At 73.2% G+C, this 21,567-nt stretch carries 23 protein-coding genes, 1 pseudogene and 1 riboswitch; of the genes and pseudogenes, 9 read left to right on the forward strand and 15 right to left on the reverse strand.

What is annotated here, in order from left to right:
• Positions 1 to 94: 94 nt before the first annotated feature.
• Positions 95 to 571, forward strand: a complete 477-nt coding sequence (locus AB0O28_RS06490; RefSeq protein ID WP_363636947.1) for a YbaK/EbsC family protein — start codon at positions 95 to 97, stop codon at positions 569 to 571.
• Between the two features lie 43 nt (positions 572 to 614).
• A complete protein-coding gene (locus AB0O28_RS06495; RefSeq protein WP_363636949.1) occupies positions 615 to 1,187 on the forward strand; it encodes a GNAT family N-acetyltransferase in 573 nt (190 codons plus the stop codon).
• Between the two features lie 41 nt (positions 1,188 to 1,228).
• Here the strand turns inward: AB0O28_RS06495 and metF are convergent, their stop codons facing one another.
• Positions 1,229 to 2,158 carry a methylenetetrahydrofolate reductase [NAD(P)H] gene (gene metF / locus AB0O28_RS06500; RefSeq protein ID WP_363636951.1) on the reverse strand — a complete coding sequence of 310 codons (930 nt, stop codon included), beginning with the start codon at positions 2,156 to 2,158 and terminating at the stop codon, positions 1,229 to 1,231.
• A 139-nt stretch (positions 2,159 to 2,297) separates the two neighbouring features.
• On the opposite strand from metF, the gene AB0O28_RS06505 reads away from it, so the two are divergent.
• Complete coding sequence (locus AB0O28_RS06505) at positions 2,298 to 3,365, forward strand: polyprenyl synthetase family protein (RefSeq protein WP_363636953.1); 1,068 nt, start codon at positions 2,298 to 2,300, stop codon at positions 3,363 to 3,365.
• 100 nt (positions 3,366 to 3,465) lie between these two features.
• Here the strand turns inward: AB0O28_RS06505 and thiE are convergent, their stop codons facing one another.
• The 3 genes from thiE to AB0O28_RS06520 are packed head-to-tail and all read right to left on the reverse strand — an operon-like array spanning position 3,466 to position 5,745.
• Positions 3,466 to 4,119, reverse strand: a complete 654-nt coding sequence (thiE, locus tag AB0O28_RS06510; RefSeq protein WP_363636955.1) for a thiamine phosphate synthase — start codon at positions 4,117 to 4,119, stop codon at positions 3,466 to 3,468.
• A 29-nt stretch (positions 4,120 to 4,148) separates the two neighbouring features.
• On the reverse strand, positions 4,149 to 4,523 hold the full coding sequence (locus AB0O28_RS06515; protein ID WP_363636957.1) for an Rv2175c family DNA-binding protein: 375 nt from the start codon (positions 4,521 to 4,523) through the stop codon (positions 4,149 to 4,151).
• Positions 4,524 to 4,566: 43 nt separating this feature from the next.
• Positions 4,567 to 5,745 carry an FAD-dependent oxidoreductase gene (locus AB0O28_RS06520; protein ID WP_363636959.1) on the reverse strand — a complete coding sequence of 393 codons (1,179 nt, stop codon included), beginning with the start codon at positions 5,743 to 5,745 and terminating at the stop codon, positions 4,567 to 4,569.
• A 197-nt stretch (positions 5,746 to 5,942) separates the two neighbouring features.
• A riboswitch (TPP riboswitch) is annotated at positions 5,943 to 6,053 on the forward strand.
• Here AB0O28_RS06520 and thiO point away from each other — a divergent pair.
• From thiO to pknB, 4 genes are all read left to right on the forward strand, one after another.
• Positions 6,042 to 7,178, forward strand: a complete 1,137-nt coding sequence (gene thiO / locus AB0O28_RS06525; RefSeq protein ID WP_363636961.1) for a glycine oxidase ThiO — start codon at positions 6,042 to 6,044, stop codon at positions 7,176 to 7,178. (Overlaps the previous riboswitch by 12 nt.)
• The gene (gene thiS / locus AB0O28_RS06530) at positions 7,175 to 7,375 is read left to right on the forward strand and encodes a sulfur carrier protein ThiS (RefSeq protein WP_363636963.1); all 201 of its coding nucleotides are present in this window, start codon (positions 7,175 to 7,177) and stop codon (positions 7,373 to 7,375) included. The genes thiO and thiS overlap by 4 nt, the downstream gene beginning before the upstream one ends.
• Positions 7,372 to 8,142 (forward strand): thiazole synthase, encoded by a 771-nt coding sequence (locus tag AB0O28_RS06535; protein ID WP_363636965.1) that lies wholly within the window; start codon positions 7,372 to 7,374, stop codon positions 8,140 to 8,142. Before thiS ends, AB0O28_RS06535 begins: the two co-directional genes overlap by 4 nt.
• Before the next feature lie 208 nt (positions 8,143 to 8,350).
• Positions 8,351 to 10,426, forward strand: a complete 2,076-nt coding sequence (gene pknB / locus AB0O28_RS06540; RefSeq protein ID WP_363636967.1) for a Stk1 family PASTA domain-containing Ser/Thr kinase — start codon at positions 8,351 to 8,353, stop codon at positions 10,424 to 10,426.
• A gap of 244 nt (positions 10,427 to 10,670) precedes the next feature.
• Here the strand turns inward: pknB and alc are convergent, their stop codons facing one another.
• The 9 genes from alc to uraD form a co-directional block, all read right to left on the reverse strand.
• Positions 10,671 to 11,636, reverse strand: a complete 966-nt coding sequence (gene alc, locus AB0O28_RS06545; protein WP_363636969.1) for an allantoicase — start codon at positions 11,634 to 11,636, stop codon at positions 10,671 to 10,673.
• Complete coding sequence (gene allB, locus AB0O28_RS06550) at positions 11,633 to 12,937, reverse strand: allantoinase AllB (RefSeq protein WP_363636971.1); 1,305 nt, start codon at positions 12,935 to 12,937, stop codon at positions 11,633 to 11,635. The genes alc and allB overlap by 4 nt, the downstream gene beginning before the upstream one ends.
• 120 nt (positions 12,938 to 13,057) lie before the next feature.
• Positions 13,058 to 14,215, reverse strand: coding sequence for a glycerate kinase (locus tag AB0O28_RS06555; protein WP_363636973.1), 1,158 nt, complete (start codon positions 14,213 to 14,215; stop codon positions 13,058 to 13,060).
• A 31-nt stretch (positions 14,216 to 14,246) separates the two neighbouring features.
• Positions 14,247 to 15,614, reverse strand: coding sequence for an 8-oxoguanine deaminase (locus tag AB0O28_RS06560; RefSeq protein ID WP_363636975.1), 1,368 nt, complete (start codon positions 15,612 to 15,614; stop codon positions 14,247 to 14,249).
• A 98-nt stretch (positions 15,615 to 15,712) separates the two neighbouring features.
• On the reverse strand, positions 15,713 to 16,204 hold the full coding sequence (locus AB0O28_RS06565; RefSeq protein WP_363636977.1) for a (2Fe-2S)-binding protein: 492 nt from the start codon (positions 16,202 to 16,204) through the stop codon (positions 15,713 to 15,715).
• Positions 16,204 to 17,061 (reverse strand): FAD binding domain-containing protein, encoded by an 858-nt coding sequence (locus AB0O28_RS06570; RefSeq protein WP_363636979.1) that lies wholly within the window; start codon positions 17,059 to 17,061, stop codon positions 16,204 to 16,206. The genes AB0O28_RS06565 and AB0O28_RS06570 overlap by 1 nt, the downstream gene beginning before the upstream one ends.
• A 3-nt stretch (positions 17,062 to 17,064) precedes the next feature.
• Positions 17,065 to 17,943 (reverse strand): factor-independent urate hydroxylase, encoded by an 879-nt coding sequence (gene pucL, locus AB0O28_RS06575; protein ID WP_363636981.1) that lies wholly within the window; start codon positions 17,941 to 17,943, stop codon positions 17,065 to 17,067.
• Position 17,944: 1 nt separating this feature from the next.
• Positions 17,945 to 18,292 (reverse strand): hydroxyisourate hydrolase, encoded by a 348-nt coding sequence (gene uraH, locus AB0O28_RS06580; protein WP_363636983.1) that lies wholly within the window; start codon positions 18,290 to 18,292, stop codon positions 17,945 to 17,947.
• Entirely contained in the window at positions 18,289 to 18,762 is a 474-nt protein-coding gene (gene uraD / locus AB0O28_RS06585; protein ID WP_363636985.1) for a 2-oxo-4-hydroxy-4-carboxy-5-ureidoimidazoline decarboxylase, read from the reverse strand. Before uraD ends, uraH begins: the two co-directional genes overlap by 4 nt.
• 136 nt (positions 18,763 to 18,898) lie before the next feature.
• Here uraD and AB0O28_RS06590 point away from each other — a divergent pair, with 136 nt between their 5' ends.
• Positions 18,899 to 19,738, forward strand: a complete 840-nt coding sequence (locus AB0O28_RS06590; RefSeq protein WP_363636987.1) for a deoxyribonuclease IV — start codon at positions 18,899 to 18,901, stop codon at positions 19,736 to 19,738.
• Positions 19,739 to 20,285: 547 nt separating this feature from the next.
• Here AB0O28_RS06590 and AB0O28_RS06595 read toward each other — a convergent pair.
• Positions 20,286 to 20,571, reverse strand: a pseudogene (locus AB0O28_RS06595) (ATP-binding cassette domain-containing protein); the annotation flags it as partial.
• On the opposite strand from AB0O28_RS06595, the gene AB0O28_RS06600 reads away from it, so the two are divergent.
• Positions 20,557 to 20,769 (forward strand): hypothetical protein, encoded by a 213-nt coding sequence (locus AB0O28_RS06600; RefSeq protein WP_363637270.1) that lies wholly within the window; start codon positions 20,557 to 20,559, stop codon positions 20,767 to 20,769. The pseudogene AB0O28_RS06595 and the gene AB0O28_RS06600 sit on opposite strands and share 15 nt — an antisense overlap.
• Positions 20,770 to 20,803: 34 nt before the next feature.
• On the opposite strand, the gene AB0O28_RS06605 is transcribed toward AB0O28_RS06600, so the two are convergent.
• Positions 20,804 to 21,532 carry a LytTR family DNA-binding domain-containing protein gene (locus tag AB0O28_RS06605; RefSeq protein WP_363636989.1) on the reverse strand — a complete coding sequence of 243 codons (729 nt, stop codon included), beginning with the start codon at positions 21,530 to 21,532 and terminating at the stop codon, positions 20,804 to 20,806.
• Between the last annotated feature and the right edge of the window lie 35 nt (positions 21,533 to 21,567).

Genomic DNA, 21,567 nt, shown 5'->3' on the forward strand with positions numbered 1-21,567 from the left:
AAAGGACTCACCTTACGGTCCGATTGTGAGCCGCGTGATCGTAAGTGGCCATAATCGGCCGCGTATGTCCTGGCAATCCGTTTAGAGTGACCGGGTGGCAGAAAAGTTGCATCCCAACGTCGTCCGGGTTCAGGAGGCCCTGCGGGCCCACGAGGTGGAGGGCCGCGTCGTCGTCCTGGACGAGGCCGCCCCGACCGCCGCCACGGCGGCGGCACAGCTCGGCTGCGAGGTCGGCGCGATCGCCAACAGCCTGATCTTCGACGCGGACGGCGCCCCGCTGCTGGTGCTGACCAGCGGCGCCCACCGGGTGAACACCGATCTGATCGCCCGGCTCGTGGGCGCGGCGAAGGTACGCAGGGCCACCCCGGAATTCGTCCGCGAGCACACCGGTCAACCCATCGGCGGCGTCGCCCCGGTCGGGCACCCCGCGCCCGTACGGACGCTGGTGGACGCGTGGCTGGGCAAGCACGACGTCGTGTGGGCCGCCGCGGGCCACCCTCACACCGTCTTCCCCACGTCCTACGAGGAGCTGCTGCGCATCACCGGGGGCACGGCCGCCGAGGTGGAATGACGCCTGCGGACCGGTCCTGCCGGGTTTTGCTAGTGTGCGACGCGTGATCGAACTGCGACGGGTGGGGGCCGACCGATTCAGGGCGGTGCTGGACACGGTGCTGGAGATCTACACGGTCGCCATGCGCCCGCCGTCCGACCAGCTCGCGGGCCGCCTGGCGATCATGCGCAACCACGCCACCTATCCCGACTTCGCCTGCGTGCTCGCCGAGGACACGCAGGAGCCCGGCGGCGTCGCCGGCTTCGCGTACGGCTTCCACGGCGGCCGCGGGCAGTGGTGGCACGACGTCGTACGCGGGGCGCTGCAGGACCGGGCCGGGCCGGTGGTGGCGGAGGACTGGTTCGGCGACGCCCTGGAGATCGCCGAGATCCACGTGCGCCCGGAACACCAGGGCCGGGGAATCGGCCGTCGGTTGATCCACGCACTGTGCGAGGACCGCCCGGAGCGCACGGCCGTGCTGTCGACGCACGACGCGCCCACGGTGGCCCGGCACCTCTACCGAGACGTGGGGTTCGCCGACCTGATGACCCGGTTCGTCTTCCCCGGCGGCTACGAGGAGTACGTCATCGCCGGGGTGCGGCTGCCGCTGCCCGGGCGCGAAGCCCGCGAGAACTGACGGACGCGAACACTGACGGAGGCCGGCGGGACGGCCGGGGCTCAGCCGGCGACGGCGGCCGGCACGCTGTGCAGCGCCTGGAACACCTCGCGGGTCGCGCTCGACCGGTTGAAGGTGATGAAGTGGATGCCGGGCGCTCCCTCGTCGAGAAGCTTCTGGCACAGCTCGACGGCGTGCTCGATCCCCAGGCGGCGGACCGCCACGGGGTCGTCGGCGACGGCCTCGAACCGCTCGGCCACCTCCGGCGGGAACGGCGCGCCGGACAACTGCTCCGACCGGGCGATCGTGCTCATCTGGGTGACGGGCATGATGCCGGGGATGATCGGGGTGTCGCACCCGCGGGCCGCCACGCGGTCGCGCAGCCGCAGGTAGTCGTCCGCCCTGAAGAACATCTGGGTGATCGCGTAGTCCGCGCCGGCCCGGCACTTCTGCACGAAATACTCGGTGTCCGACTCGATGGTCGCCGACCTGGGGTGCTTGTACGGGAAGGCGGCCACCCCCACGCAGAAGTCGCCCGCCTGGCGGATCAGCCGCACCAGGTCCTCGGCGTACAGGACCCCCTCGGGGTGCTTGACCCACTCGTCCAGGGGGTTGCCGCCGCGCGGGTCGCCGCGTACGGCGAGGATGTTGCGCACGCCCGCGTCGGCGAACCTGCCGACGAGGTGGCGCAGCTCGCGGATCGAGTGGTCGACCGCGGTGAAGTGGGCGACGGGGGTCAGCGTCGTCTCGTGCGCCAGCCGCTCGACGATGTCCACCGTGCGGTCCCGGGTCGAGCCGCCGGCGCCGTAGGTCACGGAGACGAACGTCGGCCGCAGCGCCTCCAGCTCGCGGATCGCCCGCCACAGCTGGCGCTCCCCCTCGTCGGTCTTCGGCGGCATGAACTCGAACGAGAACGAGCGCTCGCCCGCCGCCAGCAGTTCGCGGACCGTCGGGACGCGATCAGGAAGCCGCGAGGGCAGACCGAGAGCCATACAGGAGAGGTTACAGCGCTCCGCTTTTTCCGATGGTCGCAGTCTTGCTATGTGGACGTTTTCCCTTACGGAGTGAGTTAACCCACTTGAAGGGGATCTGCTGCTGGGTGTCCGGATCAACCCCGGTTAGTCTCAGAGCATGACCGCTTCCGCCGTCTCGCTCGATTCCATCCGTACGGAGGTGGACCGCGCACTCCGGGAGTTCCTCGACCGGCAGCGACCACACTTCGGTGATTCTCATTTGGCCGCCCTGCTCACCGCCGCGGAGGATTTCCTGGCGGGCGGCAAACGGTTGCGCCCCGCCTTCTGCCACTGGGGGTGGCGCGCCGCCGGGGGCGGCGACGACCCGGGACTGCATTTCGCCGCCGCCTCGCTGGAACTGCTCCAGGCCAGTGCGCTCATCCACGACGACGTCATGGACGCGAGCGACGTGCGCCGGGGCATGCCGTCGGCGCACCGCCGGTTCGAACGGATGCACGCCGAGGCGGGCTGGCACGGCTCGGCGCGGCAGTTCGGCGAGGGCTCGGCCGTGCTGCTGGGGAACCTGTTGCTCGTGTGGGCCGGGGAGATGTGGCGCACCAGCGGCCTGGCGCCCGAGGCGATCGCCGTCGCCCAGCCGTTGCACGATTACATGCTCACCGAGCTGATGTGCGGGCAGTACCTCGACCTACTCGAACAGGCGCAGGGCGAGAGCACGTTCGACAGCGCGCTGCGGGTGGCCCTCTACAAGAGCGGGAAATACTCGGTCGAGCAGCCGCTCCGGCTCGGGCTCGTCCTCGCCGCCCAGGCCCAGCACCCGTGGATCGACCGGCTCTGCGTGCAGTACGGCCAGCAGGTGGGCATCGCCTTCCAGCTCCGCGACGACATCCTCGGCGTGTTCGGCGACCCGGCCGAGACCGGCAAGCCCGCCGGTGACGACCTGCGCGAGGGAAAGCGGACCGTGTTGATCGCACGCGCGCTCGCCTCCGCCACCCCCGCCCAGGCGGAGGTCGTGCGAGCCCTGCTCGGCGATCCCGGACTGGACGCCGAGGGGGTCGGACGGCTGCGCACGGTCATCGAGGAGACGGGCGCGCTCGTCTCGTGCGAGGGCATGATCAAGCGCTATCTCGACGACGCGCTGCACGCCCTCGACCAGGCGCCGATCGAGGAGGGGGCCCGCGAGGCGCTGGCCGGCCTGGCGGTCGCCGCGACCTCCCGCCGCACCTGACCCGCCGCGCCCGGCAGGAGGGGCCCCGCCTCCCGGACCCCACGGCGTTCCCGGACCTCCGGATCCCCGGAGCGTCCGGCCGCCCGGGGAGCGTACCGGGTCAGAGCGGGACGGCGGACAGCCGCGCCCTGAGCGCCGCGGCGGCGGCGCCGGGGTCGTCGGCCTCGGTGATGGCGCGGACGACCACGGCGCGGCGCACGCCGTGCGCCATCACCTCGTCGAGGTTGCCCAGGTCGATGCCGCCGATGCCGAACCACGGCCGGTCGGCGCCCAGGCGCGCGGCGTGCTCGAGCAGCGCGGGGCCGGGCGCAGGGCGTCCGGGCTTGGTGGGCGTGGGCCAGATCGGCCCGCAGCAGAAGTAGTCCACACCCGGCTCCACCGCGGCGGCCGACGCCTCCGCCGCGGAGTGCGTGGACCTGCCGATGAGAACGCCGGGACCGAGGATCTCCCTGGCCACCGGGACCGGGAGGTCGTCCTGGCCCAGGTGCAGGATGTCGGGCCGGGCGGCGTAGGCCACGTCAGCCCGGTCGTTGACGGCCAGCAGCGCGCCGTGCCGGTCGCAGGCCGCGCGGAAGACCTGGAGCAGCTCGAGCTCCTCGCGCGCCTCCAGGCCCTTCTCCCTGAGCTGGACGATGTCCACCCCGCCGGCGAGGACCGCGTCGAGGAATTTCTCCAGGTCGCCGCGGTCCCTCCTGCCGTCGGTGCAGAGGTAGAGCCTGGCCTGCGCGAGCCGCTGTCGCCGGGTGTCGTTCACCCGACCAACAATGCCACGGGGCGGGACGGTCAGAAGCCGAGGGCCTGGGCCCTGCGCTTGACCTCCGTGTGCCGGCCCTTCACGATCGCGTCGATCGGGGCCCCCGGCAGCGAGTCGTCCGGGGTGAACAACCACCGGATCGACTCCACCTCGTCGTATCCGGCGTCCGACAGCACGGTGAGCGTGCCGGGCAGGCCCTTGAGCACCTCGCCGTCCGCGACGAACACCGCGGGGATCTGCGGCTCTCCGCCGCCCCGCCGTACGCCGGCGAGCTTCTTGTCCTTGAGGAGCTGCTTGGCGCGGCCGATGCTGAGCCCGAGCTTCTTGGCGGCCTCCGAGAGGGGGAGCCACTCCCCTACGAGCTGGTCGGTCTCCCGGTCGATCTTCGCAACAGTAAGCGTCACGGATCCACCTTTACCACAGCGGAGCTGCCAGGAAACACCTCGATTACGTCATAATGCAGTCGCGGAGCGGCACGGCCGGGTCGGCCACCCGCGTGGGATCGAGCCGCCGACCGCTCTCGACGATCCGGCGGCCCTGCACCACGTCGCGCGGCCGGTCGACGGTGAGCACCGCGGCGAGCCGGTCCTCCGCCGTCAGCCAGCACACCGCCCACTTCGCGTCCGTACGCGGGTCGCCGCGCAGCAGCACGCGGTCACCGGCCTCCCGATGACCGGCGAACTGCACCATGTGACCGAACTGCTCCGACCAGAAGTACGGCACGGGGTCGTAGACCGCCTCCTCGCCCAGCAGGGTGGCGACGGCGGTGTCGGGAGCCTGGAGCGCGGTGTCCCAGTGCTCGACCCGCAGCCGGGTGCGGAACCTGCGCGACCACCAGTTCGCGCAGTCGCCCACCGCCACCACGTTGGGCAGCGACGTGCGCAGGTGCTCGTCGACGGCCACCCCGTCGTCGAGCCGGACGGCCGAGCCCTTCAGCCAGTCGACGGCCGGGCGCACGCCGACGCCGGTGACGATCACGTCGGCCGGCACCCGGGCGCCGGACATGAGCGTGAGGCCGTCGGCGTCCACGGTGCCGACCATCGCGCCGAGAAGCAGTTCGACGCCCGCCCGCGCGTACCAGGAGGCCGTGTGGCTGCCGACGGCGGGCCCGAGCGCCACGGCGAGCGGGCTCTCCCCCGCCTCCACGACGGTCACCCGGCAACCGGCCCTGGCCGCGGCCGTGGCGACCTCGGCGCCGATCCAGCCGGCCCCGACGACGGCCACGCGGGCGCCGGGGACCAGCCGCTCGCGCAGCGCCAGCGCGTCGTCGATCGTGCGCAGCACGTGCTGGACGCCCTCGCCGCGCAGGCGGATCGGCGTGGCGCCGGTGGCGATGACCAGGCCGTCGTAGTCCAGCTCGCCCTCGGTCGTCTCCAGCACGCCGTCACGCAGGCCCTTGGCCGCCGTGCCGAGGCACAGCCGCACGTCGAGGGCGTCGAGATCGGAGTCGACCACGGTCGAGTCGGTGCCTCCGAGCAGCACCGCCTTCGACAGCGGAGGCCGGTCATAGGGGCGATGGTGTTCCTCGCCGATGAGCGTGATGCGGCCGGTGAACCCACGGGCCCTCAACGCCTCGATGCTTCGCACGCCGGCCAGGCCGGCACCCACCACCACGACGTGATCCACAGCTTGACCATAGATTGTCAACCGGGGCCCTGGCCAACGGGCCCCCCATAACGAGTTGGGCAATTGACGCGCACTTCCGTGGGGGCCCACCTTGTGAGGAAACGCCACGTACTCACCGGACCGCCCGGGTCGGGACGTTCGCGTGCGGCCGCCGGTCCGGCGATCGGCCGTTATGGGCGACGTACTACGCTGGTGGGCGTAAGACGCGCGGGAGCCCGGCGGACCGGGCTGAGAGGAGAGCGCGAGGCTCTCGACCGCCCCGACCTGATCCGGGTAATGCCGGCGAAGGGAGCGCTGTGTCCCGCACATCGCCATCCGATGCCCAGTCCGGCTATGACGTCGTGATCGTGGGTGGCGGCGTGACCGGCCTGGCCGCCGCCTGGCGCACGGCACGGCGGGGCCTGTCTGTGGCGGTGGTGGACCCCGCGCCCGGAGGCGGCGCCACGTACGCGTCGGCCGGGATGCTCGCGCCCGTCAGCGAGGTGACCTACACGGAGGAGCCGCTGCTGCGGCTCGGCCTCGCCTCGCTGGCGGCGTGGCCGGCGTTCCGCGCGGAACTGGAGGACGAGACCGGCGCCGACCTCGACTACCGCACCGAGGGCACGCTCGAGGTCGCCCGCGGCGCGGACGACATGGCCTACCTCGACGACCTCGCGGCCTTCGAGCGGACGCTCGGCCTGCGGGTCGAGCGGCTCACCGGGCGCGAGTGCCGCTCCTTCGAGCCCATGCTCGCCCCCTCCGTACGCGGCGGGCTGCTCGCCCGCGACGACGCCTGGGTCAACCCCCGCAGGGTCGTGCGCGCCCTGCTCACGGCGTTCGAGAAGGCGGGCGGAACGCTGGTCACCGAGCGCGTCGCCGGGATCGACGCCTCCGGGACGGGCGGCCCGTCCGTGCGGCTGGAGTCCGGCACCGCCGTCGCCGCGGGCCAGGTCGTCGTGGCGGCCGGATCGTGGTCGGCGTCCCTGCTGCCCGGCCTGCCGGTACGCCCGATCAAGGGGGAGATCCTCCGGCTGCGCGGGCCTCGCGGGTTCCTCAGCCGGTGCGTCCGGGGGCTGGTGCACGGTTCCCCCGCCTACCTGGTCCCCCGGGGCGACGGCGAGATCACTTTGGGGGCCACGTCGCAGGAGCTGGGGTACGACGCGCGGGTCACCGCCGGCGGTGTGTACGAGCTGCTGCGCGACGCCCGCGAACTGGTGCCCGGCATCACGGAGCTCGAACTGACCGAGACGACGGTCGGCTTCCGCCCCGGCACGCCCGACAACCTGCCGCTCATCGGCCCGGCGGGGCCGCCCGGCGTGTTCGCGGCGACCGGGCACGGGCGCAACGGGGTGCTGCTGTCCCCGATCACCGCCGACGCCGTCGCCGCGTTCCTGACCGGCGGCGAGGCGCCCTCCGTCGCCGGGTTCTGCGATCCAGGGAGATTCAGCGAGTGAAAGTCACGATCAACGGAGGCGCGGCCGAACTGCCGGACGGCGCCACGGTCGGCGACGCCGTACGGACCCTCACGTCCCTCACGTCAGGGGTCGCGGTCGCGGTGAACGGCGAGGTGGTGAGCCGGAGCGCCTGGGACTCCACTTATGTGGCGGACGGGGACGGCGTCGAGGTGCTGACCGCCGTACAGGGAGGATGAGCATGACCGACGACGTCTTCGTGCTGGGCGGGGAGAAGTTCACCTCGCGTCTCATCATGGGCACCGGCGGCGCGCCGTCACTGGAGGTGCTCGACCAGGCGCTGGAGGAGTCCGGCACCGAGCTGACGACCGTCGCGATGCGCAGGCTCGACCCGGCGTCGCGCGGTTCGGTGCTGGACGTGCTGCGCGCACGCGGCATCAAGGTGCTGCCGAACACGGCGGGCTGCTTCACCGCCGGGGAGGCCGTGCTGACCGCCCGCCTGGCCCGCGAGGCGCTGGAGACCGATTGGGTCAAGCTGGAGGTCATCGCCGACGAGCGGACCCTGCTGCCCGACCCGATCGAGACCTTCGACGCCGCCGAGCGGTTGGTCGCCGACGGTTTCGTGGTGCTGCCGTACATCGGCGACGACCCGGCGCTGGCCCGCAGGCTCCAGGACGCCGGGTGCGCCGCCGTGATGCCCCTGGGCGCCCCGATCGGCTCCGGGCTGGGCATCCGCAACCCGCACAGCATCGAGCTGATCGTCGAGGCCGCCACGGTTCCGGTGATCCTCGACGCCGGCGTCGGCACGGCCAGCGACGCCGCGCTGGCGATGGAGCTGGGCTGCGACGCCGTGCTATTGGCGAGCGCGGTGACCCGGGCGCACCGGCCGGGCCTGATGGCCGCGGCCATGCGGCAGGCGGTCACGGCCGGGAGGCTGGCCCGTCTCGCCGGGCGGATCCCGCGCCGGCGCTACGCCGAGGCGTCCTCCCCCGGCCGCCCGTCCTGAACCCCCGCCGCGGCTCCTTCCCCGCCCGCCCGTCCCGGGACCGTTCCGGGCTGTTCCCCGGGCGGCGGGAAGGGGCGGAATCCAGGTCTGGTAAGCCCGGTTTTCGCAATCGGCACGGCTTTTCGGACGGCGGGGACGGCGCCCGAATAGGTCTCGGTTTGGGATTCGGGAACACGCCAGGCGGCAAATCACCCGTAAACTTTGGCGAGTGGACACGACGCTAACCGACCCGCTCGTGGGGCAGTTGCTCGACGGGCGCTACCGCGTCGAGTCCCGGATCGCCCGGGGTGGCATGGCCTCCGTATACCTGGCTCTGGACGTCCGGCTCGACCGCACGGTCGCCGTCAAGGTGATGCACCGCTCACTGGCCGAGGACCCGCAGTTCGTGCGGCGGTTCATCGGCGAGGCCAAGTCGGTGGCGAGCCTCTCGCACCCCAACATCGTGCAGGTCTTCGACCAGGGCACCGACGGGGCACACGTCTACCTGTCGATGGAGTACGTCCCCGGCAGGACCCTGCGCGACGTGCTGCGCGGGCGCGGGCGCCTGCCCGCGCGCGAGGCGCTGGAGATGGTCATCCCCGTGCTCGCCGCCCTCGGCGCGGCCCACCAGGCCGGGCTCATCCACCGGGACGTCAAGCCCGAGAACGTGCTGCTCGCCGACGACGGCCGGGTGAAGGTCGTGGACTTCGGCCTGGCCCGCGCGATCGAGGCGACCAACCAGACCAAGACCGGCATGATGATCGGCACGATCGGCTACATGTCGCCCGAGCAGGTCACGACCGGCACGGCCGACGCCCGCAGCGACGTGTACGCCGCCGGGATCATGCTGTTCGAGCTGCTCACCGGGCGGCAGCCGTACGCGGGCGAGACGCCGATGTCGATCGCCTACCGGCACGTGCACGAGACCGTCCCCGCGCCGTCCTCGATCATGCCCGACGTGCCCCCGCAGATGGACGCGTTCGTCGCCGCGGCCACCGACAAGGACCCCGCCGTGCGCCCGGCGGACGCGACCGCCATGCTCGTCGCCGCCGTCGAGATCCACCGGACGCTGCCGAAGACCGGGCACACCGGCGCGCACGCCGCCCCCCACGGGACCCAGGACAGCGGTGCCCGCACCGGCGCCCACAGCGGCGTGCGGACGGGCGCCCACCAGACCCTCCCGCCGCCCGGCGGGTCCTCGTCGTTCGGCACCGGATCGTTGGGCACCGGATCGTTGGGCAGCGGGTCGTTCGGCACCGGGTCGTTCGGCAGCGGGCAGCACGCGCTCGCGGAACCCGAGTCGCCGCTCGGCCAGACGATGATCCAGCCGCGGTCGGAGCTGCTCACCGGCGCCGCCGAGGGGAGACGGCGGCGGCGCAGGGGCAGGTCCGTATGGCTCGTCGCCGTGCTGGCCCTCGTCATGCTGGCGGGCGTCGCCTTCACCGGCTGGTGGTTCTCCCAGGGCCGCTACACGAAGGTGCCCGACCTGGTGAACAAGCCCGTCACGGTCGCCAGGCAGGTGGCGCAGCAGGCCGGTTTCGAGGTCCGGGTCGGCGAGGCCCGGTTCGACGACAAGGTGCCGAAGGACGTCGTCCTCGACACCGAGCCGGGGCTGGGCGCCGAGGTGGTCAAGGGCTCGGTGCTCACCCTCATCCCGTCGGCCGGCCCGGAGACGATCACCGTGCCGAACGTCACGGGCGCCAGCCTGACGGACGCCCGGGCGAAGATCGCCGAGGCCGGGCTGACCCCCGGGCGGGTCAGCAAGAGCGCGAGCGACACCGTCCCCCGCGACCAGGTCATCCGCACCAACCCGCCGGTGGGCAAGCGCGTCAAGAAGCGCAGCACGGTCAACTTCGTCGTCAGCGCCGGACTGCTGATGCCGGACGTCACACAGATGATGCGCGACCAGGCGGAGAAGTTCCTGCGCGAGAAGGGCTTCAACGTCCAGGTCGACGAGACCGCCGACGACACCCCGCCGGGCACCGTGATCGCGCAGGACCCCACAGGAGGCGCCGAGGTGGTGTCGGGGGCGATCGTGCACCTGACCGTGTCTCGCGGCCCGGACCAGGGCTTCCACTGGCCGTGGGAGGTGGTCAATCCCGTTGACCCCAACCAGCCCCCGCCCGCCGTCGTGAACGTGCCCGACGTGCGGTTCAAGTTCGTGAAGGACGCGGTGAACGAGCTGAAGGCGGCCGGCTTCAAGGTCAACGTCCGCAAGCTGGCGGGCGTGGGCACCCAGCGCGTGATCGGTGAGAACCCGCTCGGCCAGCACCCCCCGGGCTCCACCATCACGCTCTGGCACTGACGCCCGGGCCGGCCGTTCCGGGGCACGGCGGAAGCGCCTCCTGCGGCCCCGTCGCCCGCGCGACGGCAGGCCACCCGGGAGCCGGCCACTCCGCACGGGCGGGGCGACGGAGGCGTCGGCCGGGCCGACGGCCTGGAACGGAATGGATCGACGTCAGGCGGCGTCGGGGTCGGCTCCCCTGAGGATATAGAGGTCGTCGCCGAACCCCCGAGCGTGAATCGTCAAGTCTGGCGTCAGCACGGAATCAGGGGGTGAGGGTGCCGAGGAGGCGGAGGCGGGCGAGGCCGCCGTCGGGGTAGACGTCGAGCCGGGCGTGGGTGATCCGGCGGTCGTCGTCGAGGCGGAAGCGGTGGCGGGTGTCGGGCTGCAGGCGTGTCCTGGGCAGCAGCGGGAACCAGGCGTCCTCGTCCTCCAGCGGCCCCCGGTCCGCGTCCGCGCCCTTCAGCGACGCCCAGCCGGGGGCGTTGAACACCAGGTTGGTCGTGTCGATCTCGGCCACGGCCACCCGGCCGGGGCCGGCCAGGGCGACGACGAGCCAGTCGTTGCCGCCGTCGCGGCGGCGGGCGGTCTCCCATCCCTCGGACTGGTCGCGGGCAAGGCCGGGCGCGAGGACGTTGTCCGGTGAGGAGTAGAAGTCGTCGGAGCAGGCCGTGATCAGGCCACCGTTCTCCAGCGCGGCGAGGTCGACGGTCAGGCCCTCCAGGAACGCCCGGTCGGGCACGACCCGCCCGTGGACCCGCAGCCGCGCGACGCCGCCGTCGGGGAAGATGTTCAGCCGCACGTGCGTGAAACGGCGGGGGTCGGTCACGGCGAACTCGTGGACCGCGTCGCCCTTCAGCGGGCTTTTCGGCACGATCTCCACCCAGCCGGTCAGTTCGCCGGGTGACGGGTAGCCCTCGGCGGCGCACGCCTCGACCGACGCGTACGGCGGGTAGTTGCCGCGGAACCACGCGGTGTCCACCACGACGCCCCGGATGACCCCCGGCAGGCCGAGCCGGACGATCGCCCAGTCGTGGCCGGGCTCGCGCCGCCGCCGGGTCTCCCAGCCGTCGTAGACCTGGCCCTTGGCGCCGAAGGTGTGCGGCCGGAACTCGGCCGGTCCCGGCCTGATCAGGGCCTCCCGTGCGGCGAACGACTCGTCGTTGGCGGCCACGACCGAGCCGCCGTACGCGCGCAGGGCGAGGTCGGGCAGGCGGGTGAATCCGGTCATCGTGCCTCCCTGGTGAGCAACCGTCCGTGCGGTGTGACGAAGTCGACGGGAACGCCGCGCAGCCAGGTGGTGCGCACGACGCCCGCCAGGCGCGCGCCGTGGTAGGGGGACACCGGGTTGCGGTGATGGAGCGCCGCCACGTCCACGGTGAGATCGGCCTCGGGGTCGAAGGCGATCAGGTCGGCGTCGTTCCCCACCCGGATCGCCCCCTTGCGCGGCAGGCCGGCGAGGCGGGCCGGTCCCCCGGCCATCCAGCGCGCCACGTCGGCCAGGCCGTACCCGCGGGCGCGGGCCGCCGTCCACACGACGGGCAACCCGACCTGGAGCGAGGAGACGCCGCCCCAGGCCGCGGCGAAGTCGGGCACCTTGAGGTCGGGCGTCGACGGCGAGTGATCGGAGACGATGCCCATGAGCACGCCGTCGGCGAGCGCCCGCCACAGCGCGTCGCGGTTGGCGGCCTCCCTGATGGGCGGGCAGCACTTGTAGGCGGGCCCGGTGACCTGCTCGGCGGCCAGGGTCAGGTAGTGCGGGCAGGTCTCGGCGGTGACGCGCACCCCCGCCGCCCGCGCGGCGCGCAGCGGTTCGACGCAGGCGGCGGCCGACACGTGCACGACGTGCGCCCGTGCGCCCGTCTGGGCGGCGAGGGCGATCACCTGCTCGACTGCGCGCCGCTCGGCCTCCTGGGGACGCGACCGCAGGAAGTCGTCGTACGCCGGGCCGCTGGGCTCCGACAGCAGGCCGGGGTCCTCGGCGTGCGCGATCAGCAGGCCGTCGAAGGCCGCCACCTCCGCCAGCGCGGCCCGCAGTCCCTCGCGGTCGAGCGCGGGGAACTCGTCGACGCCCGACGGGGACAGGAAGCACTTGACGCCCGCCACGCCGGCCTCGTGCAGCGGCCGCAGGTCGGCGAGGTTGCCGGGGACGGCGCCGCCCCAAAAGGCGACGTCCACGTGACAGCGCCCCTCGGCGGCCTTCCGCTTGACCTCCAGCGCCGCCACGTCGACGGTCGGGGGCAGCGAGTTCAGCGGCATGTCCACGATCGTGGTCACGCCACCGGCCGCGGCCGCCCTGGTGGCGGTCGCGAAGCCCTCCCAGTGGGTGCGGCCGGGCTCGTTGACGTGCACGTGGGAGTCGACCAGCCCGGGCAGCAGCGGCAGGTCCCCGAGGTCGGCGGCCTCCTTCGCCGCCGGCGGCTCGTCGTACGGGTGCAGGGCCGCGATCACGCCGCCGCGTACGGCGACGGCCAGCGGACGCTCCCCCTCCGGCGTCACGACCCGCCGCGACCGCACCACCAGCTCGTACACCCGCCACCTCCCGTCGTGATCATGTACCGTGCCGCCGGCCTGCGGCGATCAGCGCCGTGATCATGCACGAATTTCGCCGCCTCCCTCACGACCCGGCCGTCCACCGTTCGTGATCTCGCCCTACCCGTCCGCGAGATGCACGGCGGCGACGCGCGCCGCCAGCTGTTCGAGCAGCGGCCCGGCCTCGGCCAGGCAGCGGCTCACGTCGGGCTCGATGTCGGTCAGCGCGTACGCCGCCTCGATGCCGGCCGCTCTCAGTTCCTCGTCGCCCACCGACCGCCGGCCGCAGACCGCGACGACGGGCACCCCGTGCTTGGCCGCGGCCGCCGCGACGCCCACCGGGGCCTTGCCGCGCAGGGTCTGCTCGTCCATGGAGCCCTCGCCGGTGATCACGAGGCGGGCGCCCTCCACGTGCCGGTCGAACTCCACCAGATCCAGCAGATAACCGATGCCCGGCCGGATCTCCGCACCGAGGAACGTCAGTGCGCCGAAGCCCACCCCGCCCGCGGCGCCGGCCCCCGGCCGCGCGGCCACGCCCATCGCACGGACGACGCCGTCGTGCTCGGCGGCGCCCGCCAGGCCGTGCGTGTGCGCGGCGACCGCGGCCAGCCGGGCCAGGCCGGCCTCCAGCACGGCCACGTCCCGCGCGCTCGCGCCCTTCTGCGGGCCGTACACCGCCGCCGCGCCGTACGGCCCGAGCAGCGGGTTGTCCACGTCGCTCGCCACGACGACCTCGAACCCGCGCAGCCGTCCGGAGGCGTCGATCGTGTGCAGGTCGCGCAGCGCGGCGCCGCCCGGCGGGAGGTCGTCGCCCTCGGCGTTCAGCAGCCGTACGCCGAGGGCCTGCGCCATGCCCGCACCGCCGTCGGTGCAGGCGCTGCCGCCGAGGCCGAGCACGATCCGCGTCGCGCCGTGCCGTACGGCGTGGGCGATCAGCTCCCCGGTGCCGCGGCTCGTGGCGGTCAGCGGCATCAGATCGCCGGGCAGCCGGCGCAGGCCCGATGCCTCGGCCAGTTCGACGACCGCGACCCGGCCGCCGGGTTCGTTCCGTACGGCGTAACTCGCCCGGACCTGGCCGCCGGCCGGCCCGGTCACCTCCGTCTCGACGCGGGTGAATCCGCTCGCCACGACCGCGTCGACGGTGCCGTCGCCCCCGTCGGCCACCGGCAGCCCGATGGCGGGGACGTCACCCAATCCGGCCGCCACATGCGCGGCCACCTCGGGAGAGGTGAGCGACCCGCGGAACTTGTCCGGCGCGATGACGACGTGCCCTGTCATGCCCTAGCCCTTCGATCGAGTCCGGGATGTCTCAGACATGATCCTGGGCGCTCAACCGGCGGTGCGCGGCGGCCCCCGCCCGCGCGGCCGCCTCGGCGGAGACCGTGCGCAGTTCGCCGCCGTTCACCACGGTCCGGCCGCCCACCAGCAGTCGTTCCAGCGGCGGCGTGGCGCCGTACGCGAACGCGACGACGGGGTCGTCGATCGCGGTGTGGAAGCCGCCGAGCCGCCACAGCGCGACGTCGGCGAGCTTGCCGGGCTCCAGCGAACCGATCTCGGCCTCCCGGCCGAGGCAGCGGGCACCGCCGAGCGTGGCCATCTCCAGGGCCTGGCGGGCGGTCAGCGCACGGGGGCCGTATCTGGCCCGCTGGGTGAGCACGGCCATGCGGATCTCCCCGGCCAGCGGGGTCATCTCGCTGGAGGCGGCGCCGTCGACGCCGAGGCCGACCGGCGCGCCCGCGGCCAGCAGGTCGCCGATCCTGGCGATGCCGGCGCCGAGGCGGCCGTTGGAGGACGGGCAGTGGGCCGCGCCCGTGCCGGTCTCGGCGAGGCGCCGCACGTCCTTGTCGGTCAGGTGGACGCAGTGGGCGAGCCAGACGTCGGGCCCGAGCCAGCCGAGCTGGTCGAGGTACTCGACGGGCAGCACGCCGAACTGCTCCCTGCAGTGCTCGTCCTCGTCGGCCGTCTCCGCCACGTGGGTGTGCAGCCGTACGCCGTGGGAGCGCGCGAGGTCGGCCGAGCGGGTCATGAGCTCGCCGCTGACCGAGAACGGCGAGCAGGGAGCGACGGCCACCCGCAGCATCGACCCGAACGACGGATCATGATATTTCCTGATCGCGTCGTCGGTGGCCTGGAGGATCTCGTCGATGTCCTCCACGACCTCGTCCGGCGGCAGGCCGCCGCGCGAGGCGCCGCGGTCCATCGACCCCCGGCAGGGGTGGAAGCGCAGCCCGACCCGGCGCGCGGCCTCGATCTCCGCCTCGAACAGGTCTCCCCTGCCCTTGGGGAAGATGTAGTGGTGGTCGGCCGAGGTCGTGCAGCCCGACAGGGCCAGCCAGGCCAGGCCCGCCGTCGCCGCGCCCGCCACCACCTCGGCGTCCATCCGCGCCCACAGCCGGTAGCTCGCTACCAGCCACTCGAACAGCGTCCCGTCGGGCGTCACGCCCTGCGCCGCCCACTGGTAGAGGTGGTGGTGGGTGTTGACCAGGCCGGGGGTGGCCAGGCAGCCGGAGGCGTCGACGCGCTCGGCCTCCCCCGCCGCGTACGGCGCGGGCCCGGGGCCGACGGCCGTGATGAGGCCGTCTTCGACGACGACATGGCCGGACGGGATCTCCTCCCCCACGACCGGGACGACGTAGGCGTTCTCGATGACCAGTCGCGGCGGTGCAAGATCACGCAATGCGAACTCCCAGGTCAGGTGGTGCCGGCGTGATCGTCTGCGTGATCACGGAAGGCTCCGGCGCGGGTCACGGGGGATGAGTGCGACGACCCACACGATCACGGCGTGGGACGGGGGGCGGAGTGGTCGCGGCGGGCGGCGGCGAGGCGGACGGCGTCGAGGATCTTCTCGTATCCGGTGCAGCGGCACAGGTTGCCGGCCAGGGCCTCCCTGATGTCGGCGTCCGGCGGCACCCCCTCCGCGGCCGCGAGCAGCGCGTGGGCCTGGACGACGAGACCGGGCGTGCAGAAGCCGCACTGCACGGCCCCCGCGTCCACGAACGCGCGCTGCACCTCGTCGAGCCCCTTTCCGGCGGACAGGCCCTCGACCGTCACCACCTCGCGCCCCTCCGCCTGCCCGGCGGCGACCAGGCACGCGCAGACGGGGCTGCCGTCGAGATAGACCGTGCAGGAGCCGCATTCGCCCTGCTCGCAGGCGTTCTTGGCACCGGGCAGGCCGAGCCGTTCACGCAGGACGTACAGCAGGCTCTCGCCCTCCCACACGTCGTCGGCCGTCATCGGGCGGCCGTTCACGGTCACGTTCACCCTCATCACGCGCTCCCCCTGAAGTCGTCCCAGGCCCAGCCGAGCACGCGCCGCGCCAGCACGGCCAGCGCGTGCGTGCGGTAGGCGGCGCGGCCACGCACGTCGTCGATCGGCGCGGCGGACGCGGCCACGAGTTCGCCGAACCGGCGGGCCACGCGGGGTTCGAGCGGCCCCCGGCCGTCCCAGTCCAGTTCCGCGGAGGCGAAGTCCTCGGCGTCCGGGGCGCGGCGCGGGGTCGGCGCGGCCGAGCCGATCCCGGTGCCCGCCCGCCGCTCCCCCGCGTCCAGGGCGATCGCGAACGAGCACACCGCGATCACCATGGCGTTCCTGGTGCCGATCTTGGAGAAGTACTGCGGTCCTGCGGCGGACGGGACGCGCACGGCCCGGATCAGCTCGTCGGGGGCGAGCGCGTTGCGCTTCACTCCCGTGTAGAACTCCCCGATGGGGATCAGCCGGTCGCCGCGCGCCGACTCGGCCTCCACGACCGCGCCGCAGGCCAGCAGCGGCGGGTGGCTGTCGCCCGCCGGGGAGGCCGCGCCGAGGTTGCCCGCGACCGTGCCCCGGTTGCGGATCTGCGGCGACCCGACCGTACGGGACGCCTGGGCCAGACCGGGCAGCTCGCCACCGAGCTCGGCGATCAGCCGGGAGTAGGTCACGCCCGCGCCCACGCGGATCTCGCCGCCCTGCCGCGTCCACTCCCGCAGCTCGGGGATCGGCGTGAGGTCGAGCAGGGCGGCCGGACGGCCCTTGTCGAGGTTGATCTCCACCATGACGTCGGTGCCGCCCTGGATCGGCGTGGCCTCCGGCCGCTCGGCCTTCAGCGCCAGGGCCTCCGCCCAGGTCCGCGGTCGCAGGAAGTCCATCGGCTACTCCCAGGCCGGGCCGGCGCCGGGCGCGTCCTCGCGCAGCACGGTCCCCTCGATCAGCCCGTACGGCCGGTCGGCGGCGAAGAAGACCTCGCCGTCGTTGTCCAGGCCGAAGGGCGTGAGGTCCACCAGGAAGTGGTGCTTGTTCGGCAGCGACAGCCGCACCTCGCACACCCCGGGGCACGCGGCCAGCACCCGCGTGCCCATGGCGTACAGCGTCTGCTGCAGGGACAGGCTGTAGGTGTCGGCGAAGGCCTCGAGCAGCGCGCCCCGCGCGTTCTCGTAGGTCTTGTCCCAGTCCTGTGAAGGGTCGCGGTCCTGCGGAGGCTCGCCGTGCCGCCACGCCGCGTCCACCGCGGTGGCCAGGACGCGCTCACGGGTCTCCGGCAGCGTGGTGAACTCGTCCTTCGCGAAGCCCCAGAACTCGGAGTTCGTCGTGTTGAGCACGACGAGGTCGCGCAGCCCGGAGACCATCCAGGACCGCGTCCCGTCGTAGTGCGCCACGCAGGTGCGGACCTCCCTGCCGGAGCGGACGAACGAGTGCCCGAACGCGCCGTTGCGCTCCCAGGCGTGCTCCTCCACTTCGACCCTGGCGTGGTGGATCGCGGGCTGGGAGTCCACGAAATGACGCGCGAGCAGCAGCGCGAAGTCCTCGATCGCCCCGACGCCGTGCTTGTTGGCGAACGCGAAGACCGTGTTCTTCTGCGTGTCGGTGGGCAGGACGGCCGAGTTGTCCCCGCTCAGGTGCACCTCGGCCATGTCGCCCGACAGCGCCGTGCCGACCGTGAGGTCCTTGATCCGGTGGGCGTCGCCGTGCCGCGTCACCCGCACGACCCTCGTCTCGGCCTTGCCGTACCTGTTGGGCCCCAGAACGGCCACGTCAGCTCCCTCGGTAGGTCGAGTAGGCGAACGGGCTCAGCAGCAGCGGCACGTGGCAGTGCTCGCCGGCCCCGCGGATGACGAAGACGACGCTCACCTCGGGGAAGAACGCCTCGTCCCCCAGGTAGGCGCCGGTGTCGAACACGAGCCGGTAGGTCCCCGGGCGAGGATCTTCGGCCGGATCCCACTCCCGGCCCAGCGGGGTCCACTCCCGGATGCGGCCGTCGCCGTCGGTGCGGCCCTCCGCGACCGGCACGAACCCGTGCGCGGCGCGCCGCGACAGCCGTACGGACACGTCCTTGGCCGGCCGTCCGGCGGCGGTGTCGAGCACGTGCGTCGAAAGGCTCACCGGCCCTCCCAGAGCTTGGCCAGCCGCAACGCGACGATCTTCGACAGCTCGTCCCTGACGACCTCGCGCTCGGTCTCCTCGTCGTTGCCGAGCCGGTCCCGCAGCAACGCCAGCAGATCGCCGGCGTCCCGTCCGGTCGCGCAGACCAGATAGACGTGGCCGAACCGGCGCTCGTAGGCGGCGTTGCCCTCGCGGAGCGCGCCGAGCACGTCCCGCCCGGCGTCCGCGGTCCCGGACTGCTCCGACCGCGACCACGCGGCCTCGCGTCCCGCACCGCCGGGCCGTTCGCCGATCCTCGGGTGCGCCGCCAGCGCCTCACACACGTCGTCCCAGGTCAGCGCCGCGAGGGCGGAAACGCTCACGCGGCCGAGCCCGGCGAGATCCCGGTACGGCCCACGCGCGGCGACCGCCTCCACCCATCTGGCGGAGGCGCAGCAGGACCGCAGGTCCTCCCGGCTGAGTTCGCGCATGCCCGTCAGTCAACCGCCGGGCCGCAGGCGGGTCCAGCGGCGCGAAGTCCGAACCGAGTGCCCTGCTCCGGGGGCCGCTTTGTACGTTGTGACAAAGGGGGCGCCACCGACCGGCGCCACTAACCTGGAGGTCATCATGACTCCTTCCACTCTCATCGGCGGGCACGTCTTCGTCGCCGGCGGCCTGGCCAAGGGCGGGCTGAAGTACGCGGCCGACATCGGCGCGGAAATGGTCCAGGTCTTCGTCACCAACCCGCGGGGCTGGGCGCTCAGTGAGGGGAACCCCGCCGAGGACGCCAAGCTGCGCGAGTCGGGCGTGCCGGTCTTCCTGCACGCCGCCTATCTCGTGAACTGCGGGTCGCCGACGGCGGAGACCCTGGACAACTCGATCGCGGTGATCCGCCACACCCTGCGCAGGGGCGTCGAGACCGGCGCGCTCGGCGTGGTCGTCCACACCGGCTCGGCCGTGAGCCAGTCGCGCGAGGCCGCGATGCGCCAGATCCACGAACACCTGCTGCCGGTGCTCGACGAGCTCCCCGAAGACGGCCCCGACCTGCTGCTCGAACCGATGGCGGGCCAGGGGCAGATGCTGTGCGCGACCGTCCAGGACCTCGGGCCCTATCTGGAGGCTCTCGATCACCATCCCAAGGTCGGCGTGTGTCTCGACACCTGCCACGCCTTCGCGGCGGGGCACGACCTGGCCGCGCCGGGCGGGGTGAAGGAGATGATGGACGCGCTGAACGACGTGGCCCCCGGCAGGCTCAAGCTGATCCACGCCAACGACTCGAAAGACCCCTGCGGCTCCAAGCGGGACCGGCACGAGAACATCGGGGCCGGGCACATCGGCGCCCAGGCGTTCGGCGAGCTGATGCGCCATCCCACGGCCGCCGGAGTGCCCGTCTGCATCGAGACCCCGGGCAAGGTGGAAAAGCACCGCGAGGACATCGAACTGCTCAAGAAGCTGCGCGGCGACTGACCGGTGCCGGGCCGCCGGTCGCCGCAGCGCGGTTCTCGGCGGTGTCCGGGAGTAGCGGCCCTTCCGGGAAAGCGAGGATGGGGCGTTCGCGGCGATCCGGCGCCCCCGTATGGCCGGATCGCCGCGCACCCCCCGGTACGCGCCGGCGGGGCCCTTCCCCCCCGAGTAGGGCCCCGCTCGGTAACCACTCGGTGACAATCTGCTCACTTTGCGATTACCCCGCGTGTCTTGCGACGTGCGAAAGACTACGAGGTGTAGTCGGGCGACGGGATGGCCCTTCGGACGAGCGGTCTCTAGTTAGCGCCATGCGGCCCGCTCCCGCACGACGAGCGGGCCCCAGGAGACGACGAGCGGTAGATCGGGGCGCGCGAAGACGCCCCCCCCCCCGGCCGCGCGCCCCCGACGAGTGTGCACAATTCAAGTGGGCACGGTTCAAGTGGGCACAGCTCAGCCGCCGAGGCGGCCGTATCGCCGGGCGGACAGGGGCAGGAAGACGAGCGTGATCAGCAGCGGCCAGCCGATCGCCAGCGCGAGGGCGCTGGAGGAACGCGGCGGCCAGGTCGAGACGCCGTCGCATGCGCCGGAGTAGTGCCTGACCCTCCGGTCTGCCGCCTCGGACAGCCCGAACCGCTCCAGGAGCTCGCCGGCGCGACGACGCGCCGCCGCGCCGAGGTGGTGGAGCCGCCCCCACATCTCGAGGTTCTCCCACCCGGTGAGGATCTCGTCCACGGCCGCCTCCTGCCCGGCCAGGCCGATGCGGCGGCGCACCTCGGCCGACTGCCGTGCGACGTCGAACCCGGCCACGAGCGAGTCTGTCGGTGCCGACCGCTGTCAGCCTCATCGAGCGCGGCCAGGCCGAGGGCGTGTTCGACCCCGGCGTCAGTGCCGAGTGGATCCAGCAGGTGCTGTGGACCCTCACCTACACGGGCTGGGAGGCGGCCGAGAAGGGGCTGCTCCCCCGGCACGGCGTCGCCGCCGCCGTGACCCGCGACTTCGAGAGCGGCATGGTCGTGTCCCCCGCCCGTCCCTGAGGGACCGCGGGGTGCGGGGTGATCGCGTGGAGGCTCAGGGGCGGAACTGGCGGACGAGCTGCTCGCGCACCTGCCGGGTGTGCCGCCTGCTCACCGGCAGCGTCTCGCCTCCCACCTGCAGGACCACCCGCCCGGCGTCGAAGCGCAGCTCGCTCACATGCCGGGCGTTGACGAGGGTGCTGCGGTGGGCCCGGACGAACCCCGCGCCCGCCCAGCGGCGTTCCAGCGCCGCGAGGGACATCCGCACGAGGTAGACGGCGTCGGCCGTGTGCAGGCGCACGTAGTCGCCGTGGGCTTCGGCGTAGCTCACGTCCTGCCGGGCGACGAACTTCGTGCGGCCCCCGAGCTCGACCGGGATCGTCTCCAGCTCCTCCTCGGTGCCGGGAGGCGCGACGGCGGCCGAGAGCCGGCGTACGGCCTCCGTCAGGCGTTCCGGGCGCACGGGCTTGAGCAGGTAGTCGACGGCCTCCAGCTCGAACGCCTGGACGGCGCAGTCGTGGGCGCTGACGAAGACCAGGCGGGGAGGAGTGGGGAACCCGCCGATGAGCCGGGCCAGGTCGAGGCCGTCGAGGCCCGGCATGCGCACGTCCAGGAAGACGCCGTCGAGGCGCTCCCCGTCGGCGATCATCTGGACCATGTCGTGCAGGGCGGCCCCGCCGTCGGTCGCCGTGCTCACGTGCTCCACCCGGGCGTCCTGACGGAGCAGGAAGGCGAGCTCGGACAGGGCGGGGACCTCGTCGTCCACCGCGAGGACACGCAGCATGGCGTCCACCGTGCCGCGTGGCCCGCCCTCCGCGC

The organism is Microbispora sp. NPDC088329, assembly GCF_040685655.1.
GTDB lineage: Bacteria > Actinomycetota > Actinomycetes > Streptosporangiales > Streptosporangiaceae > Microbispora.